14 protein-coding genes and 1 other annotated feature are annotated in these 17,520 nt (G+C 34.5%); of the genes, 10 read left to right on the top strand and 4 right to left on the bottom strand.

The genetic code is table 11. The features are described 5' to 3' along the window. The 4 genes from MHI39_RS24765 to argS all read left to right on the top strand — a co-directional run bounded on the left by MHI39_RS24765 (position 1) and on the right by argS (position 4,521). Complete coding sequence (locus MHI39_RS24765) at positions 1–150, top strand: Lmo0850 family protein (protein ID WP_169792996.1); 150 nt, start codon at positions 1–3, stop codon at positions 148–150. A 310-nt stretch (positions 151–460) separates the two neighbouring features. Beyond that, complete coding sequence (locus MHI39_RS24760; RefSeq protein WP_071977550.1) at positions 461–1,444, top strand: ABC transporter ATP-binding protein; 984 nt, start codon at positions 461–463, stop codon at positions 1,442–1,444. After that, complete coding sequence (locus MHI39_RS24755; RefSeq protein WP_071977551.1) at positions 1,422–2,195, top strand: ABC transporter permease; 774 nt, start codon at positions 1,422–1,424, stop codon at positions 2,193–2,195. Before MHI39_RS24760 ends, MHI39_RS24755 begins: the two co-directional genes overlap by 23 nt. Before the next feature lie 65 nt (positions 2,196–2,260). Next, positions 2,261–2,474 (top strand) — a binding site (T-box leader). Between the two features lie 358 nt (positions 2,475–2,832). Next, on the top strand, positions 2,833–4,521 hold the full coding sequence (gene argS / locus MHI39_RS24750) for an arginine--tRNA ligase (protein WP_071977552.1): 1,689 nt from the start codon (positions 2,833–2,835) through the stop codon (positions 4,519–4,521). A 32-nt stretch (positions 4,522–4,553) separates the two neighbouring features. Here the strand turns inward: argS and MHI39_RS24745 are convergent, their stop codons facing one another. The 4 genes from MHI39_RS24745 to MHI39_RS24730 all read right to left on the bottom strand — a co-directional run bounded on the left by MHI39_RS24745 (position 4,554) and on the right by MHI39_RS24730 (position 9,312). Further along, positions 4,554–5,912: a hemolysin family protein gene (locus MHI39_RS24745; protein WP_071977553.1), complete on the bottom strand. Its 1,359-nt coding sequence runs from the start codon at positions 5,910–5,912 to the stop codon at positions 4,554–4,556. Positions 5,913–5,957: 45 nt separating this feature from the next. Beyond that, positions 5,958–6,317: a MerR family transcriptional regulator gene (locus tag MHI39_RS24740; protein ID WP_342541487.1), complete on the bottom strand. Its 360-nt coding sequence runs from the start codon at positions 6,315–6,317 to the stop codon at positions 5,958–5,960. 407 nt (positions 6,318–6,724) lie between these two features. Continuing rightward, positions 6,725–7,909: an FtsW/RodA/SpoVE family cell cycle protein gene (locus tag MHI39_RS24735; protein WP_058005307.1), complete on the bottom strand. Its 1,185-nt coding sequence runs from the start codon at positions 7,907–7,909 to the stop codon at positions 6,725–6,727. Positions 7,910–8,016: 107 nt separating this feature from the next. Further along, positions 8,017–9,312: a hemolysin family protein gene (locus tag MHI39_RS24730; RefSeq protein ID WP_058005329.1), complete on the bottom strand. Its 1,296-nt coding sequence runs from the start codon at positions 9,310–9,312 to the stop codon at positions 8,017–8,019. A 304-nt stretch (positions 9,313–9,616) separates the two neighbouring features. Here MHI39_RS24730 and MHI39_RS24725 point away from each other — a divergent pair, with 304 nt between their 5' ends. From MHI39_RS24725 to MHI39_RS24700, 6 genes are all read left to right on the top strand, one after another. Continuing rightward, on the top strand, positions 9,617–10,384 hold the full coding sequence (locus MHI39_RS24725; RefSeq protein ID WP_071977558.1) for a hypothetical protein: 768 nt from the start codon (positions 9,617–9,619) through the stop codon (positions 10,382–10,384). Positions 10,385–10,806: 422 nt separating this feature from the next. After that, positions 10,807–11,871 carry a D-alanine--D-alanine ligase gene (locus MHI39_RS24720; RefSeq protein ID WP_058005308.1) on the top strand — a complete coding sequence of 355 codons (1,065 nt, stop codon included), beginning with the start codon at positions 10,807–10,809 and terminating at the stop codon, positions 11,869–11,871. A 131-nt stretch (positions 11,872–12,002) separates the two neighbouring features. Beyond that, positions 12,003–13,379: a UDP-N-acetylmuramoyl-tripeptide--D-alanyl-D-alanine ligase gene (gene murF, locus MHI39_RS24715; protein WP_058005309.1), complete on the top strand. Its 1,377-nt coding sequence runs from the start codon at positions 12,003–12,005 to the stop codon at positions 13,377–13,379. A gap of 428 nt (positions 13,380–13,807) precedes the next feature. After that, entirely contained in the window at positions 13,808–15,271 is a 1,464-nt protein-coding gene (locus MHI39_RS24710) for a DEAD/DEAH box helicase (RefSeq protein WP_058005310.1), read from the top strand. A 336-nt stretch (positions 15,272–15,607) separates the two neighbouring features. Next, the gene (locus tag MHI39_RS24705) at positions 15,608–16,090 is read left to right on the top strand and encodes a PH domain-containing protein (protein WP_058005311.1); all 483 of its coding nucleotides are present in this window, start codon (positions 15,608–15,610) and stop codon (positions 16,088–16,090) included. After that, entirely contained in the window at positions 16,083–17,519 is a 1,437-nt protein-coding gene (locus MHI39_RS24700; RefSeq protein WP_058005312.1) for a PH domain-containing protein, read from the top strand. The genes MHI39_RS24705 and MHI39_RS24700 overlap by 8 nt, the downstream gene beginning before the upstream one ends. Position 17,520 lies beyond the last annotated feature (1 nt).

The raw sequence follows: 17,520 nt of genomic DNA, 5'->3' as shown, positions 1-17,520 counted from the left end.
TTGAAAAGAGATCATGATCAATTAAAGAAAGTCATTGCAAACTTTGCGGAAATTGGGGTAAAGCTTTCAAAAACGAAATCCCGACTAGAAATCTTCAAAGTGCTGGGCGAAGTTAAAAACATCCCTAAATATCCGAAATTACATCATTAAGATAAGATAAACTAGACAAGATGTCTAGTTTATTTTTTTTTGTTCTTCATTCATTCATACAGGTTGCAGACTGCTCCCACTCATTGCACTACAAACTTCATAATGTCTGCTACCTTTATTGAAACAATAAATGAGAACAGCATTTTTTAATTAAGTCATTCTAAGCATGTTAGTCCTTGAGAAAATGATATTTTGGCTGGCTTTTATAAATGTAAAGAAGGTCTGATGGAAATTCCGCCTCTGGATGGAAAACATTTGAAAATAATATTGTATAATGAATACAGAAAATTCAATCTTAAGGGGTGCGGGAATGGAATATATTATCGATATTCAAAATCTTAAAAAGAGTTATAAGAAGAGAAAGTCGAATGAAATTATTGAGGCTGTGAAAGGTATATCTTTAAAGGTTAAGAAGGGCGAAGTTATTGGCCTATTAGGACCAAATGGAGCAGGAAAAACAACGACGATCAAAATGATGTGTGGTCTGTTATTACCGAATGAAGGATCAGTAATTATTAATGGAATAAACATGGAAAAGAATCGTTTGAAAGCACTTCGACATATTTCAGCTGTATTAGAAGGAAATAGAAATTTATATTGGCGATTAACGGTACGAGAAAACATGGAATATTTCTCGGGAAATCGAGGAATGTCGAAAAAGGAGATATCAGCACGGATTGATGACTTGTTAGATCGACTGAATTTAACAGAAAAGTCGAATGAGATGGTTAATTCATTATCAAGAGGGATGCAACAGAAACTATCTATAGCGATTGCAATTTTATCAGATACAGAAATTATTTTTCTTGATGAACCAACATTAGGATTAGATGTTGAAATTAGTTATGAAATTAGAAAATTATTAAAGGAAATCGCAAAGGAATATAATAAAACAATTCTACTTAGCTCACATGATATGCCTGTTGTGCAGGAGATTTGTGAAAGGGTAATTATTATTAACAAAGGTAGAATTGTTACGGATGATAGTGTAAGCAATTTACTCTCATTATTTGATACGAAGGCATATTCATTTACATTAGGAGCTACATTACCTGAAGAGGATCTTAATAAAGTGAAAGAGCAATTTATTGTACATACAGATACAAATGAAAATGGTCAATCAATTATTACGGTAACCATTCAACACAGTGATGATTTTTACAAGGTGATTGAAATATTTAAAAACAGAAATATAGCGATAGAAAAAATTGACCGTTCTATCATCGACTTTGAACAGGTCTTTATGAAAATTGTTAAGGGGGAGTTCAGTGATGAAGTGGCTGTATCTGTTTAAAGCTAATTTCCGAAGGGAGTATATTTATTTAAAAAGATATTTACCGAATACAATTAGTGAATTAATTACTTTTTATGCGATATTCTTATTTTTGTTTTTTGGTATACAAATTGTAGGTGATCCAACCACTGTAGAAGTGAATGTACAAAATACAATTGTTAACTATTTATTTTGGTTCTTAGCTATGATGGTGATGCAGGGAATTGGTTGGAGTATTATGAATGAAGCACAATTAGGAACTCTTGAACAGCTTTATATGTCGCCGATGGGAGCATGGAAAATTTTACTGTCACGGATTGTTTCAACAACAATCATTCAGTTGATCATGATTATTATTCTCCTGTATTTATCGATGTTAACGACAAATACATGGCTGAACGTAGATGTATTATCCATTATTCCGATATTGATCTTGACATTGGTAAGTATGGTCGGCGTAAGCTTTATGATTGCTGGATTAGCTATCATTTTTAAGCAAATTGGTTCCTTTCTGCAAATTTTTCAATTTATCTTAATGGGACTAACCTTTGCTCCAGTTTCAAGTATGCCATTTTTAGTCTTTCTGCCAGTAGTTAAGGGAGTAGATATGTCGAGAGGAATAATGATCCATAACTATGGATTAGGAGATTTTTCATTAGGAGACTATACAGCTTTAATTGTTAACGCAGTAGTCTATCTAATTATTGGTATCGCAGTTTTCAAACGATGTGAAAGAACAGCTATGATAAAAGGAGTATTGGGGCAGCATTAATTCAATAAATTTAAAAAACTTCTTGCATTATAAGTATTAACCATGTAATATTTAATAAAATTTCAAAAAAATCAGTGATGAAGAGAGTAGTTTATCGCAATTCAATTAGCGAACTGGGGATGGTGGGAGCCTAGTATGAATCGATAAATGAAGCGCACTTCTGAGATGCTAATTCGAATACGTATTAAAGTAGAGTTAGTCGGGAGCTCCCGTTATAAGGTAAAGTGGTCGGTAATTTGAACAAGTAGAGTGGTACCGCGGGTTTAGCTCGTCTCTTATTTTATAAGAGGCGAGCTTTTTTATCGTTAATATTTTCTATCCCGAGAAAAAGTCCGTGCTGAACGGGCGGTAATCAAAGAGAGGGAATGAAACCCGAAAGGAGCTCTAGCCGATTGCAAGGTAACCAAAGAGGGTGAATGAATCCCAAGAAGGACCGTCGCCGGAATGCACAGTAACCAAAGGGAGTGAATGAAACCCGAGAGCGTGGGAAACACCGATTCATATAGGTTGCCTCCTTCAAATCACTGAGAAATGAGCTGTAAATTTCAAATGAAGCCTATATTAGGTGTAAAAGCTGCAGTAGATCTTCTTTTACAAAAGCAACAATTAAAAGTCGTAAGAAAAAGGAGGAATCTTTATGGATTTAAAAGCATTATTCTCAACTAAGTTAAGTGAAGTTTTAAAAGGCAGTTTAACTACTAAAGAAATCTATAGCCTGATCGAAACACCAAAAAATGATGAGCATGGAGATCTGGCATTTCCCTGTTTTCAACTGGCTAAAATACAAAAGATCTCACCGATCGAAATCGCCAAACAACTTGCTTCTCAAATAAATGATTTAGTGTTTTCAAAAATCGATGCTGTAGGGCCTTATGTAAATATATTTTTCTCTAAAAAAGAGTTAGGGAAAGCTATAATAAACCCGATTCTTCATCAAGACCAGAATTATGGTAGTAGTGAAATTGGTAAGGAAAAGACGGTTGTACTTGATTTGTCATCGCCAAATATTGCTAAGCCATTTTCGATGGGCCATTTGCGTTCAACTGTTATTGGCAATGCTATAGCGAATCTAGCAAAAAAGTGTGGATACCGAACGGTGAAAATTAATCATATCGGAGACTGGGGAACTCAATTTGGAAAATTGATTGTGGCATATCATAGGTGGGGAAACGAGGAGGCAGTTGCTGCTAATCCTATTGGTGAATTGTTTCATCTATATGTGCGATTCCATCAAGAAGCTGAGAAGAATCCATACCTAGAGGATGAGGGTAGAGCGGCTTTCAAAAAGTTAGAAAATGGAGATAGTGAATATTTAAAGCTTTGGGAATCGTTCCGTAATGAATCACTACGTGCCTTTAAATCGATTTATGATCTACTAGGTATAGAATTTGATTCTTTTCAAGGAGAAGCCTTCTATAATGACAAGATGGATGAAATTGTTCAAATGTTAAAGGAACAAAGCTTGCTTGAATTGTCTGAAGGTGCAGAAGTAGTACGACTTGATGAACAGCAAATACCGCCATGCCTTATCAAAAAATCAGATGGAGCTACACTTTATGCGACAAGAGATTTAGCCGCTGCTCTTTTTCGTCAAAGGGAATATAAATTTGATGAGGCCTTGTATATCGTTGGACAGGAACAGACTATTCATTTTCAACAAGTAAAAGGTGTGTTGAAAAAGCTAGGTTATGTTTGGGCAGAGCAAATGGAGCATATCCCCTTTGGATTAATCCTGCAACATGGAAAGAAAATGTCAACTAGAAAGGGGAGAGTGATTCTACTAGAGGATGTATTGAATGAAGCAATTAAGCTGGCTAAAAAGAATATAGTAGAGAAAAATCCCGGAATTCATGATCCAGATGAGGTAGCAAATGCAGTGGGAGTTGGCGCGGTTATTTTCCATGACCTTAAGAACGATCGGATGAATAATATAGAGTTCTCCCTTAGAGATATGCTTACATTCGAAGGGGAAACAGGTCCATATGTACAGTATACAAACGCAAGAGCTCATTCTATTTTAAGAAAATATAAAGGTACAGATGTTTGTTTCGAAGGTTTAGATGATGATGAAAGCTGGTGGGATGTTCTAAAATTGTTAAATGAATTTCCAAGGGTCATTGAAAGATCCTATAAACAGCACGCTCCATCTATTTTAGCCAAATATTTAATTCATGTAAGTCAAGCCTTTAATAAATACTACGGGAAGATTCGAATATTAGCGGAGGATGAACATTTACAATCGAGAGTATCGATCGTAAATGCTGTTACAATAGTTTTAACAGAAGGTCTTCAATTATTAGGTATGAAGGCACCGAAAGAAATGTAAAAAAAGAGGGTGACGATTAGTCACCCTAACTTTTATATTGATGCTGCTTCAGAATTTGTAATCGGAAGCTGTTTTGGAAGCTTCATGTCTTGTGTGAGCTTTTTTTTCACCTCAACATATTTAACATGTAAATCTTCCATCTCTTTGATGATAAAATCAAAGTTCTCATATTCGATGATGTCCCCTTGTTTGGCTTCGTAATTCTCTGTTAATACCCATCCGCCAATTGTATCAATATCTTCATCATTTATATTCGTTCCAAGGAGATCATTAACTTCTGAGACTAATACTTTTGAATCAATAATATAGTGATTTTCTTTTATTTTACGAACAAGTGGTACCTCATCCATATCGAATTCATCGCGGATTTCACCAACAATTTCTTCGATGATATCTTCTACCGTAACAAGTCCTGATGTCCCACCATATTCATCGATTAATACGGCCATATGAATGCGTTCTTTTTGCATCATTAATAGTAACTCTTGAATAGGAATTGTATCAATTACACGTATAATTGGGCGAATATATGAATTAAGCGTCGACTTATTTCGATCCGAATCACTAAGTAAATCCGTTAGTAATTCCTTCGCATTCACCATTCCAATTATATGATCCTTATCCCCATCAATGACAGGGTAGCGTGTAAAGCGTTCCTCACGAATCGTTTGTAGCAGCTCATCAAAAGAATCTTCTTTTGAAAGAGATGTAATTTCTGTACGTGGGACCATAATTTCCTTCGCAATTCGATTATCGAATTCAAATATTTTATTTACATATTTAAACTCAGATTGGTTAATTTCACCGCTCTTGTAGCTCTCAGAAACAATTATTCTTAATTCTTCTTCAGTATGGGCTAACTCATTCTCGTTAACTATTTTAAGACCAAATAATCTTGTTACAAGTCGAGAAGAAGTATTTAAAAGCCATACGAATGGGTAAAGAATACGGTGAATTAAGATAAGTGGTCGAGACGTTAATAAACTAATGGTTTCAGCCTTCTGAATCGCCACTGTTTTAGGCGCTAATTCACCTACGACTACATGAACAAACGTAATTAGTAGAAATGCGAGAATGGTTGAAATTACATGTACAGATGGGCCGGTAATATGAATAAAAGAAAATACTGGCATTAACAGATGAGAAACTGTTTTCTCCCCAATCCATCCTAAAACTAAGGAAAGGATTGTAATTCCTAGCTGAACGGTAGATAAGTATTCATCTAAGTTAGAAAGTATTTTCTTAGCGGCAAGAGCCCTCTTATTTCCTTCTTCAACAAGCTGATCAATTCGTGTACTTCTTACCTTTACAATTGCAAATTCCGATGCAACAAAGAATGCGGAAAGTGCTATGATTATAAAAACAAGCACAAGCCTAAATATGTCGTCCAAATAAGTTTACCTATCCCGTAAGTAAAACGAGATAGGAGTCACCTCCTATTTTGTTAATAGATTTATAGATTGTTGTAAACATGTACTTTCTGATAGAAGTCTTTTGTAAAAAGTTTCCTTTTCCTCTTGGCTCAATTTTTCAAGCACTGAAATTAAATCGGATAAGTCACTATTTAATTGTTTCATTTGATGATAGACAAAATCAAGGCGTTGTGTAAGCAACTTCTCATCAAGTGTCCTTCCCTTTTTTATTTCAAGTTTTTTTCGAATCGTATCAAGGGGTAGGGACAGCTTCTTACAATCTTCTATAAACTTTAAGTCATCTAGTGCTTCTGTTTCATAAATTCGATAATTAGACTTTGAGCGATTCGCCCGCAAAAGACCAATACTAGTATAATAATCGATTGTTCTTTTTGAAACATTTGCTAAAGATGCTAATTCGCCAATACGATATACAGCCCCATCCGATCACCCCTTCATATAAGTAATTAATACTATTATAAAAAAAACAAACCGTACAGTCAAACGTGATACTTTTTTTGAAGTCTTATCATACTTTATTTTATGGGGGGAATTTGTACAGTATTCTTGCTTCTTTCCTATTGTTTACGCATAGTTGTTGCTTTTGTAAAAATCAACCTGCCGGCTTTTATACCTAGGTCATCAATCGCTCATAAAGGTTCCCGTGTCGCCGGAATTTCCGTCTTCAAAGTAATCAATCGCCCTCTTTAAGTACCGCTTATTGATACAAACTGTCCGCTTAAATAGCAACAATGTTTTAAAATAACCCCTTCTATCAAAAAAGGTAACATTTAGTTATCCGATGAAAACATATATTCTCTATGATAAAAACGAATACTAAAAATTAAGCCAATTGCAAGCATATTCCCCATTAATGAGCTGCCTCCATAGCTAATAAAAGGAAGAGGAATTCCTGTGATAGGGAGTACCTGAATACTCATTCCAATATTTTCAAATACGTGAAAGGCAATCATACAAATGATCCCTGCACAAACATATGAATTAAATGGATCTTTTGTTTGTAATGCCGTTTTTGTTAAATGATAAATTAGGACGAAAAATAAACAGATAACAACACTTGCACCTACAAATCCAAATTCCTCTGCTACGATACTAAATACAAAATCTGTATGCCTTTCTGGTAAATAGACCTCTTTTCCTAAAAAGCCCTTTCCGGTAATTTCTCCTGAACCAATTGCTGTCATCGCTCGAATCAAATGATATCCGTCTCCTTCAGGATCAATTGAGGGGTCGAGCCAAATATAAATGCGACTAAATTGATAGGCTTTGACACCTAAATATTTTTTTAACAAATCCGGCGCAAAGACAACTAAGTATAATATCGTTCCTCCAATAGATATAACAGAGGCGTATAGTGGGACAATAATCTTCCATGTTATTCCTGAGATTAAGATTAGACCTGAGGCGATTGCCATCATTACTAGGCTTGTACCGAGGTCATTATGTAAAACTAATCCAATTGGAAGAAGGGAGGCTATGCCGATCTTTAGTAGTAGGTAGAAATCAGTTTTAGCTGTTTTTATCGTATTTTTTTCATGGTGAGATGCGATGATATTACTTAGTGTTAAAATTAAAAAGATTTTCATGAATTCTGAAGGCTGGATTAAGCCTAATTTAGGAATTTGATACCAGCTAGCTGCACCGTTTCGTTCCGCAACTATACAGCCTTGCTGACAATGGGGAAGAACAATAAGTCCTAAAAGTAACATAATCCCGAAACCATACAAAATCCAAGATAATTTTCTATATTGACTTGGATCGAATAATAATGAAAAACCAATGACCCCAGCTCCAATGATATACCACATAGCCTGTGATTTAACAAAGTTTGCTCCATATTGATTATCTGTTTGTGCACTGTAAATTGACACAGAACTGACGATAAAAAATAGGAATAAAAGCAATACTAATGTCCAATCAATTTTATCTATTAATTTATTTTGTTGATTCTTCAAATTAATTTCACCTAATTTCTCCTAACACATCCATTTATTATTAAGACGATTAAATAGAGAAAAGGTTTCCTTTTTCTAAAAGGATAAGCTTTTTTAAGTAAATAACTTTACTGATTTTTTTTAACTTCTACATATTGAACATGAGATTCCTCCATATCTGATACGATAAATTGAAAGTTCTCTAGCTCAATGATGTCTCCTTTGCGTAAATCATATTTTTTAGTCAATAGCCATCCACCGATAGTATCAATTTCTTCATCATATATATGTGTCCCTAGAAGGTCATTAACATCCTCCACTAATACTTTTGCATCAAAAATAAAATGGTTTTCATTAATTTTTCGGATAACTGGAATTTCGTCTGAATCAAACTCATCACGAATTTCACCAACAATTTCTTCAAGAATATCCTCCACAGTTACTAGGCCAGCTGTTCCTCCGTATTCATCTAGAAGAATAACCATATGTGTACGGTCTTTTTGTATTTTTGCTAAAAGCCCCTTGATTGGAACAGTTTCGATGACCCTTGGTACTGGTTTTATGTATTTTTCAATCGGATTATTTTCAAGGCATTCGTTGAAAATACAATCTGTTAAGATTTCCTTAATATTAACAATCCCAATAATGTTATCTTTGTCCCCATTTGTCACAGGATACCTTGTGAATTTTTCAATTTTGACGATCTCTAATATTTCATCTATTGTAGAATCCTTTTCCAATGTGACCATTTCAGTACGAGGTACCATAATTTCTTTGGCAATTCGATTATCAAACTCAAAAATATTATTGACATACTTATATTCCGATTGGTTTATTTCTCCACTTTTGAGACTTTCAGAGAGTATGATTCTTAATTCTTCTTCAGATGGAGCTAATTCATTTCCTGAAGCTGGTTCTAAACCAACTAATTTCGTAACTAAGCGAGAAGATTGATTTAATGCCCAAATAAACGGGAACATAATACGGTTGAACCAAACCAATGGTTTCGCAACGATTAAGGTTATTGCTTCAGTTTTTTGAATAGCATACGATTTTGGAGCTAATTCTCCTAAAACTACATGAAAAAATGTAATAAGTGCAAAGGAAAGAATAAATGAAAGAACGCTGGCTAGAGAAGCTGGGATATTGATTGTTTCAAATATCGGCTTTAGTAACACCTGCACAGTAGGTTCACCAAGCCATCCTAAGATTAAGGAAGTAACTGTAATCCCTAATTGAATAGCTGATAGATAACTGTCTAAATTTGAAATCACCTTTTTAACTGTAAGGGCGGAAATGTTGCCCTCTGCAACTAATTGATCAATTCTCGACGTACGCACACGAACGATAGCGAATTCGGAGGCAACAAAGAAAGCTGTAATTGCGATGAGAATAATAATGATAATAAGATTTAGTATAGGCATAATATGAGGATTCCGTAACATGCGGTAGCCTCATTTCACCTCCTAGTTTGGCGTATATTAGACTTTTATCCTGTTATGGTTTGATTAAAACCTTTGCTTTTCTATGTAATATTCCCGAAATATTAAAGAATACTATAAATCATAAAGAACTGATCCAAAGAAAATTTCAAAAATATGAGGATTTATTTTATGAATTTGGTAAAATAAGAATATAAAAATGGATGGAAGAACAGTTTCAACATTGAAGCTGTTTTTTTACGTATCCCTAGGTGATGAGGAGATACATTTTTCGGAGGGAACCCAATTGAAAAATCATATTGCGAATCTGGGAGTCATCTATGCACATATGAATCATATCGACCATTATGTTTTAACATATGGAATCGAATTTCATGAATTTTGCCAAGCTTTTCCGGACTTATCCAACCTTCTTTTGCTTCGTCATCGTTATGAGGACGGAAACTTTAATCTTCATACATTACTTGAATATGTAGATGCTGATTCCATTAAGCGGCTTATAGAAGATAATGTAGCTGCATATGGTGATTTCTGTTGGATTGATTTTGATGATGAGGAAGCCTTGAATAGGTTAGATGGACAGGAAATAGCTGAATTACTTTATTTAGGACATATTAAAAATCATTTGCGCATTCCATTTTACCGTAAGTTGAACAATCGTTTTGCTTATTTGTCTCATGAGGACGGCTGGCTTAATAAAACATATTATCGCACGATGGATGATTTTTATATAACTTTAGGAAGTTCAATTTCCATGAAGTTAAATGATAAGGGAGAAAAGACGTTTTTTGGCCGAAGGAAAAGGAAGGAAATTCCTGAGATTCCAGTAGAAATTCTTTATCCTTTCATTGAAGAGATGAAAGAAGGAATGATTATTTCGATTGAAAAAGCTGTACATACTAGAACCTCTGTAGAGATTCCAATCTGGGTTATCGGTGATTTTTATGATATGGAAGAAATGTATGAAGAGTATAAGGAAATACACGATCGCCCATTAGATGGAAAAATTGTTTTTGATCGCAAGGAGAAAGAATGGAAAGCTTATGTTAAATAAGAGCTGCCATTCTCTTTAAAGTATCAAAATGTATAAGTATTAACATCATCTAAAATCATTTACGAGTTTAGACTTAGTTTAGCTCTAGCGTCTATCGACTAAAGTATCTACGCTACGATAAGTCAACATCGACTCTTCGATGTATTTCTTTTATCTTTTATCGAGGATACGAAGGTGAAATTAGCACTTCAAATTTTACTCGTCGTATGTCGATGAACAAGGCGTCTTCTGCTTTTTTGCCCATTGACTATAATATGGTCAATGGGTTTACTTATTTTTTTCTTTAAGCTAATATTATTACCGTCTAATAAGGTTTTAGGCACAGATAAAGACTTTTTTCATAAGATGAAATAGGCATTTATCATGAATTTTTATAAAATTAGCCTTTATAATATAGTATCTAATGATGATGGGGGATTAACATGAAAACCAAACTTTGTTTACTTTATGGTGGTAAGTCAGCGGAACATGAAGTGTCATTACAAACAGCTAAGGCAGTCATTCAAGCTCTGGATCTCGAGAAATTTGAGATTGATCCAATTTTTATTAATGCAGAAGGGAACTGGATTAAAGGACCACAAATTGTTGGACCTGTAGAAAACGTAAAAGCTTTAGCATTTTCTGATGGTCAAGAAATGGTTCCAAACGCCCTATCTACATCATTAGGTGAAAATACTGGATATGACGTTATCTTTCCTTTACTACATGGACCAAATGGAGAGGATGGCACAGTACAAGGAATGCTAGAATTATTGAACCTCCCATATGTAGGGAATGGAGTACTTGCATCCGCTGCTGGTATGGATAAAGTCATTATGAAGAACTTATTCGCTCAAGCAGGACTTGATCAAGTGAAATATGTTTCGTTTATTCGTAGCTCTTGGGATCATAATAATGAGGAAGCTTACAAAAAAGTTGAAGCAGAATTAGGGTACCCGTGTTTTGTTAAACCGGCTAACCTAGGTTCAAGTGTTGGAATTAGTAAATGTACGAATCGTAAGGAGCTAGAAAATGCATTCATTGAAGCATTTCAATTTGATAGAAAAGTGATCGTGGAGGAAGGCATTATTGCAAGGGAAATTGAATTAGGTGTTCTTGGAAATGATAACCCTGAATGCTCGGTGCCGGGAGAAATTGTTGCTAAAAAGGATTTTTATGATTATAAGGCGAAGTACGGCGATGAAGAAACAGCCTTGATTATACCTGCAGAGGTTTCTGCTCATGTGTATGAAGAATTAAAGAGTATGGCGATAACAGCTTTTAAAGCACTAGATTGTTCAGGTTTAGTCCGTGCAGATTTCTTTGTTACGAGAGAGAATAGAGTTCTAATAAATGAAGTAAATACGATGCCAGGATTTACACCTTTTAGTATGTTTCCTTTATTGTGGAAACATACAGGAGTAGACTATCCAGAGCTAATTGAACGATTAATACAGCTTGCTATAGAACGCCATGAGGATAAACAAAAGATCAAGCATAGCTTTTAAAAAAAAGTAGAATACCCTTAAAATATAGAGTTATTTAAGTTAGTTTGCCCTTCTTAAAGTTTTTTTCCAAAAAGTAAAATCTCTTTAAGAAGGGTAACTTAAAAATGGTCTTTTTATTTGGAGGAAAAAGCATGATTCAAAGAACGATTGGACAATTAGCAACAATGATCCATGTAGAAAATGATGTATCAAATTATTCTGAGATCGAAGTAACTGGAGTATGTATTGATACGCGTAAATTGAAGAGAGGAAACCTTTTTATTCCATTTAAAGGGAATAATGTTGACGGTCACCAATATGTGGAAGACGCAATTAAAAACGGTGCTAGTGCTGCATTATGGCAAAAGGATGTGCCAAATCCTCCCTACCATTTACCTATTCTAGTTGTTGAAAATACGGAGCATTCTTTACAGGATCTTGCAAGAAGTTATAGAGATCAACTTAATATTAAGGTTATTGGAGTTACTGGTAGTAATGGGAAAACGACTACAAAGGATATGGTAACAGCTGTATTAAGTGAAAAGTTTAATGTTCAAAAAACTGAGGGAAATTTTAATAATCACTTAGGGTTACCAATAACAATTCTCTCTTTAAGAGAAGATACTGATGTAGCTGTATTAGAGATGGGAATGAGTGCTAAAGGTGAAATTGACTTTTTAACAAAGCTCGCGAAACCAGATATTGCTATTATTACAAATATTGGTGAAGCCCATCTTCAAGATCTTGGTTCTAGAGAAGGCATTGCTGAGGCAAAACTCGAGATTACAAATGGTTTGAAAAAAGATGGACTATTTATTTTTATCGGGGATGAACCGCTTCTTCGAGAACGTGTAGATCAATATAAGAATTTTCGAATCCAAACATTTGGCAAATCCAAAGTGAATGATCTATATCCTATTTCTATTGAGCAGCAAAATAATGGAAGTGTTTATAGTATCAACAAAGCTCCAGAAAAAGAACTTTATCTTCCAGTTCTCGGCGAATATAATGTATTAAATTCATTATCAGCAATTTTATCAGCACTTGAATTAGGACTATCAATGGATGAGATTGAATTAGGCCTAAAAGCACTTAAATTATCTTCGATGCGCATGGAAAAGCATACAGGTATAAAAGGTACAAAGATTATTAATGATGCATATAATGCCAGTCCTACTTCAATGAAAGCAGCTATTCATATGTTGGAAACTTTAGCTGATGCAGATGATAAAATCGTTGTGTTGGGCGACATGTTAGAACTTGGGGATAATGAGGTGGAGTTTCATCGTGAAGTAGGAAGAGAACTGAAAGAAAGTAAAATAAAATATGTGTTTACCTACGGAAAATTGGGTAATTATATAGCTGAGAGTGCAAAATTAACTTTTCCTGAAACACGAGTTTTTGCCTTTATGGACAAACAAGAGCTTGTCCAGCATTTGAAATCTGTTATTAATGGGAATGAGTGGATTTTGGTTAAAGGTTCAAGAGGAATGAAATTAGAAGAAGTTGTGCAAGAATTGGAAGAGTAAAATAATTTCTTTATGTAAAAAAAAGAAAATTATTTTTCCCATCTAAAAAGGGAATACTTTATGATAGTTTCCTTATAATGATGATAATTTGGAATATCTTGCGCGTTGAAATCCAAGCTTATTAATGGTACCATAACCGTACATCGTTTACACTTTTTGCCGGAACTCTTTATTTTTACAAAGGCTCTTTTCTTAAACTTGATATATGTAAGAAAATAACATGAGCTGTATTCTACTTTCTTTAGAAAATGATCTACTATATGTGACAATCCTACTATTTAGAGAGTAATGTATACATTTTACTTGTAGCATAGATTATAACAATGTTTAATAAAGAGTGTCTTTTTTTGTATGGTATCGGGGAAACGAACCTTAATCTTATGTAGGTTTACTTGGCCCTGTTAAGTTATAAAGGAGAATGAGAAGCATTGACGAATTTTTCAGAGTTAAATTTAAGCCCCTCAATTTTAAAATCATTAAAAAGAATGGGCTTTGAAGAAGCATCACCAATTCAAGCAAAAACAATCCCATTAAGTACCCAAGGAAAGGATATTATTGGGCAAGCGCAGACTGGTACTGGTAAAACAGCTGCTTTTGGGATTCCGCTTATTGAAAAAATTGATACAAAAAACCAAAATGTTCAAAGTATTATTATTGCCCCTACCCGTGAATTAGCTATCCAAGTATCAGAAGAATTATATAAAATTGGTTACGATGCAAGAGCGCGTGTATTAGCTGTTTATGGCGGGCAAGATATTCAACGTCAAATTAAAGCGTTGAAAAAAGGCCCACAAATTATTGTCGGTACTCCAGGGCGGATTCTTGATCACATCAAGCGCCGCACATTAAAACTTGACCAAGTAACTACTTTAGTACTTGATGAAGCAGATGAAATGTTAAATATGGGATTCATTGATGATATTGAAAGCATTTTATCTAGTGTGCCGGAGGAAAGACAAACATTACTTTTCTCAGCAACTATGCCTGATCCTATTCGAAGAATTGCTGAAAGATTTATGAATGATCCGGAATTAGTCCGTGTGAAAGCAAAAGAAATGACGGTTCCTTTAATTGAACAATATTATGTAAAAGTGCAGGAAAGAGAAAAATTCGATGTGCTTTCACGTTTAATTGATGTTCAATCACCAGAACTTGCAATTGTATTTGGTCGTACAAAGCGTCGTGTTGATGAACTGGCAAATGCCCTAAACTTAAGAGGATATATGGCAGAAGGAATTCATGGCGACTTAAGTCAAGCAAAGCGCTTATCCGTATTAAGAAAATTTAAAGATGGAAAAGTGGATGTTCTTGTTGCGACAGATGTTGCTGCTCGTGGATTAGATATTTCAGGTGTTACACATGTATATAATTATGATATTCCACAAGATCCTGAAAGCTATGTTCACCGTATTGGAAGAACTGGCCGTGCAGGTAAAGAAGGAATGGCTATTACATTTGTAAATCCTCGTGAAATGAGCTATTTAAAAATTGTTGAGCAAACAACGAAAAAAAGAATGATGCCTATGCGTCCGCCAAGTTGGGATGAAGCATTAGAAGGTCAAATTCGCGTTTCAATGGAAAAACTTTCTGATATAGTAAAAGAAGGAAATCTAAACGATTATCTTTCAGTAGCAAAGGAATTACTAGAGGAAAATGATGCGACCCAAATTATTGCTGCATCACTTAAATTAATGACTAAAGAACCGGATAAAACACCTGTTCATATTACAGAAGAACGCCCTCTACCAATGAAAAAAGATGGGCATAGATCTTCTTCAAGACGTGGTAAACCTTCCTTTAGCGGGAATAAAGGTGGTCACGGAGGAAGTGGCAGAAAGCCGAGAAGATCAGGAAGAAGAGATTATCAACATAATAAAGATCAAAGATCTTAATTAATTTATCATAATTAAAAATTAGTGATACGGGGCCAAAAAAGAGTAAGCGATCATGACGCTGGCTGAATAGAGGAGAATGCTATTTCTCCTCTTATTGCATAAAAGCTTGCAATAAAAAGCAATCAGAGCGATGTCTGATTGCTTTTTTTATACGAAAATTTAAGTAAAAGGTCAAATTATAAAAATAGCGGTTTGATGTTTTGTAGGTTAAACGTTCTTTTTGAGGAAACTGAAAATCAATTTTTCAGGGGAAAAAGAGATCATTCGTATGTGTGAAACTAAATAAGGGATTGATTCGTACATATATTATATTCAACTAATTGGGGGATTTGTATGGAGATATATGTACCAAATAAGCGTATCTCAAAAAGTGCGTTAACGGTTTGGAAGATAACAGGAAGCATCCATTCACTTTGTATTTGGGTTTTAAGTATAATTGGAACGTATTTGTTTATAAAGTATGATTGGAATCGATGGTTTATTGTATTGGCAATTTTGATTGCATTTTTATATTCAGTTTTATTTATTTTTATCATTCCAAATATTAGGTGGAAAAGATGGAGATATGAAATTAGGGAAAAGGAAATTGAATTGCAACATGGAGTTTTTATTATTAAAAGGACGCTTGTTCCAATGATACGAGTTCAGCATGTAGATACTGTCCAAGGACCTCTTCTAAGAAAATATCGTTTAGCTACGATTACGATTTCAACTGCAGCTACCGTGCATCATATTCCTACAATCGATGTAATAGAAGCAGAAACTGTACGTCAGTCCATATCAGCACTTGCAAGGGTGGATGAAGAGGATGTCTAATCATAAAAGGCTGCATCCAATCACTGCTATATCAAATTTTCTAAATGAACTAAAACAATTGATCGTTCCATTTCTTATTTCTTTCTTCATTGGAAGAGGAGACAATAAAGAAGGTTTTTGGGATTACACTCCTCAAATCATCATGACATTAATTATTGTTTATGTTTTGATTTCAGGGATTGTTAAGTGGTTACGATTTACTTATCGTCTAGAGGAAGGCGAGCTTCGTATAGAGTATGGATTATTCGTAAAGAAAAAACGATATATTCCTTTTGAAAGAATACAAAGCCTAGATTATTCAGAAGGCATCCTACACCGTCCCTTTGGATTAGTGAGGGTGAAAATTGAAACTGCTGGCAATAGCTTAAAGGAAGCTGAGGCAGAATTAACAGCAATTAAGAAAAAAGATGCAGAAGAAATCCAAAAAATAATAACTGGTGCTAAAAAAACGCCTGAAAAGCTGAAGGAAGTAACAGAAGAATTTTCTTCAGCCAAGATCATTTATCGAATTACGAACCGAGAAATGTTTATTATGGCTTCAACCTCAGGTGGTGCAGGAGCAGTATTTTCCGCTCTAATTGCATTTTCAACACAATTGGATGAGATTATTCCGTATAAAAAGATATTTAACGAGTTGGGTCATATTATACAAAGTGGTGTATTCATTGTAAGTCTTCTAGTGTTTATTTCCTTATTACTTGTTTGGCTGTTCTCTATAATCGTTACTCTCCTAAAGTATAATGGTTTTACGACGAAGTTTGCAGATAATAATTTAATTATTACAAGAGGATTGCTAGAAAAAAGGCAAACGACTATCCCGTTACACCGAATACAAGCAATACGTATTACTGAAAATCCGTTAAGGCAATTATGGGGCTATGCGACCGTTTATATTGAAAGTGCAGGTGGATCAGTAACAGATGCAGAGAGTATGAATGTCATTCTTCTTCCAATGGTGAAAAAGAATAGAATAAATAATCTTATTAGTGATATTTTTAGTGATTATCAATTAGATGTGCCTTTAAAGAAGGCACCAAAGCGTGCAAAAAACCGTTATATTATTAGAGAAATATGTAAGATACTCCCTATCTCTGTGATTGTAACCATTCTTTTTTGGCCATTTGGTCTTTTAGGGGTATTATTGCTTCTTCCGATGGTTCTGTTTGGGATATTACGATATCGTGCTGCGGGATGGAATATTGAAGGAAAGCAGTTTGTGATGAGATACCGTGGTTTTTTAAAGCACACCATTTATATCAGGAAGAATAGGATTCAGAGCTTGGGAATTAGGGAAAGTTGGTTGCAAAGGAAAAGAAACCTTGCGTCTATCGTGTCAACAGTGAAATCATCTGGTGCAGGAAAGACATCTAAAGTAAGACATCTAGACGCAAAGGATGTAGAAACAATTTATCTATGGTTTAAAAACTAGT

The sequence above is a fragment of the Heyndrickxia sp. FSL K6-6286 genome (genome assembly GCF_038630395.1).
GTDB classification, from domain to species: domain Bacteria; phylum Bacillota; class Bacilli; order Bacillales; family Bacillaceae_C; genus Heyndrickxia; species Heyndrickxia oleronia.
The sequence above is the reverse complement of the archived record's forward strand: the minus strand, read 5'-3'. Positions and strand labels throughout refer to the sequence as shown.